Genomic DNA, 1,850 nt, shown 5'->3' on the forward strand with positions numbered 1-1,850 from the left:
TTTATAGCCATGTAATAGGCCGACAACTTATATTCCATAAATTCAGGATCTTCTATCTTTGGTTTTGGCAGGGTAGATACGTATTCATCGGCTTTTAAACCATTCGCCTTACACCTTGCTATATCGCCACGCTTTAATGCATCTCGACTATCCAGCATGAGCGCCCAGATAGAAGTTTTTGTAACATCTTCATAGTATTTTAGCCAGTCTTTTCTCAGTTGTTGCTGTTTATCGTACGGCAATCTCTTAAAAGTTTCGTATTGAAGGTAAATAGGATTCGTATTTTCAAACTCAAATATTTGGTTTTCGAGCCTTGTAACACGGACTTTGGTGTATTCAAACTCATTTTTGCTTATCATGGGGATGTGTTTAATTGGTAATCAGGCACGTATTTTCGTCTCGTTTTTTCATAAAATCGAGCCTTTATGTTCAGTTTTACCGTTTCTAGTTTCGTCACTTCTACATCGTCTTTAAGCTGTCCGAAGTACCAATCAAAGGCTTTCTCAAGAATCAGCTGACAGGTGAGCTCTTCGATACGGTCACTTGGATAGTGAGGTCGAATATCCCTTATCAGGGTCTTGGTAATCTGCACTATGTTGTGTGCGGTACGCCGGGGGTGCTTATCTGTCGGTAGATTTCCTGTATGTTTCTGATACAGGCTCAATACCTTTTCCACCAATTCGTCTCTCTGAGAGGTCTTGACCAATTTATCTTTAGATAAATTAATATCTTCTTCTACTTCTTCTTCTATATGAGTAGTTAAAACGGAGTTACTCCGTAGTTTCTTCGTAGTTTTGTTTATTTCTTTTTTGGTTATCCTACCAATATAATCGTCCCCTCTTTCAAGTATCTTTTCACAATAGATTTTGTTATTTATTTTTCTAAATAAATTTAATTTAAAACAACTTTCTAAAAGTTTTAAATAAATTTCTTCATCTAATTTGAATTTTCTACAGATAAACTCCGTAGTATATTCGGAGGGAAGATAACCCCATTCTTTTTTATTGTTTTCTTTTATGTTTGAGCTTATCATTTCTAGTATTCTGAAATAAAAACCGTATCCTAATAGTCCATGTTCGTCCATAAGCATTTCTATTTTAGGATTGCCCGCTGTGTCTTCGTGTTTAAACCATTTCATGTTTTACCTCTACTTAATAGAACAAATTAGTAACTTTAGCTGAGTCCTTGTTGGTAAAACCTCACCGTCTTGTCTACCCGGATAAACCTTTATATAGACAAGGCGGGAAGGTTTGCCCCTTATACATCTATAAGGGGCTTGCAGGAACCTCTAATTGTTAATGGTGCCACCACGGCTTAATTGTTTTTGGCCCTAAATTGAACTTCTCTCGATACGTAAACCGTTCCTCAGGTGTTAGTCTCGGATTGAATTCGAGTATGATCTCAATCGCTGTCTTTTGTGTTGCGGTTATTTCACTTGGCTTTTTATCTAAAATCTCTTTTATAGTTGGTGTTATCATGGTATGTTTTGGTGAGCTTCTTCTGCTAACTTTTCACTTTCGCCGTCAGTCATCATAACTTCTTCTTTTGCGACCTGCATAAAAGGATCTTGCCCCGTAAATAATGCCTCAAGATTGACAGGAGTATTCTTATACGCTTCAGCTATTGCCTTATCTGTTGGTTCTTTCGGGTTCGGTTGAACGGTGTATTTTGTTGTAAGTCCTGTTCCTTTCTTGTTGACTACAAGATCATACGTATTTACCGGATTACCCCATGCTTTGTTACGGATAAGAGCCTGTATTCCTTCGCGTAATCCCTTTTGGGTAATCTCAAGTATTTGGATTGCCTCGTCTTGGTAGTTCCAGATAACAAATGCCCAGAACTTTTTTATT

4 protein-coding genes are annotated in these 1,850 nt (G+C 37.4%); all 4 read right to left on the bottom strand.

What is annotated here, in order from left to right:
* Positions 1-359: hypothetical protein (locus NUV40_04335; protein MCR4343088.1), on the bottom strand; the 359-nt coding region annotated here is incomplete at its 3' end.
* The gene (locus tag NUV40_04340) at positions 356-1,138 is read right to left on the bottom strand and encodes a DUF4373 domain-containing protein (GenBank protein MCR4343089.1); all 783 of its coding nucleotides are present in this window, start codon (positions 1,136-1,138) and stop codon (positions 356-358) included. The genes NUV40_04335 and NUV40_04340, both read right to left, overlap by 4 nt.
* Positions 1,139-1,295: 157 nt before the next feature.
* The gene (locus NUV40_04345) at positions 1,296-1,478 is read right to left on the bottom strand and encodes a hypothetical protein (protein MCR4343090.1); all 183 of its coding nucleotides are present in this window, start codon (positions 1,476-1,478) and stop codon (positions 1,296-1,298) included.
* The coding region (locus tag NUV40_04350; GenBank protein MCR4343091.1) for a hypothetical protein at positions 1,475-1,850 on the bottom strand (376 nt) is incomplete at its 5' end. The genes NUV40_04345 and NUV40_04350, both read right to left, overlap by 4 nt.

It is taken from the genome of Patescibacteria group bacterium (assembly GCA_024654625.1).
GTDB lineage: Bacteria > Patescibacteriota > Minisyncoccia.

Coding starts and splice junctions, on each gene's coding strand:
- NUV40_04345 (MCR4343090.1), bottom strand. CDS start 1,478: ATGATAACACCAACTATAAAAGAGATTTTAGATAAAAAGCCAAGTGAA.
- NUV40_04340 (MCR4343089.1), bottom strand. CDS start 1,138: ATGAAATGGTTTAAACACGAAGACACAGCGGGCAATCCTAAAATAGAA.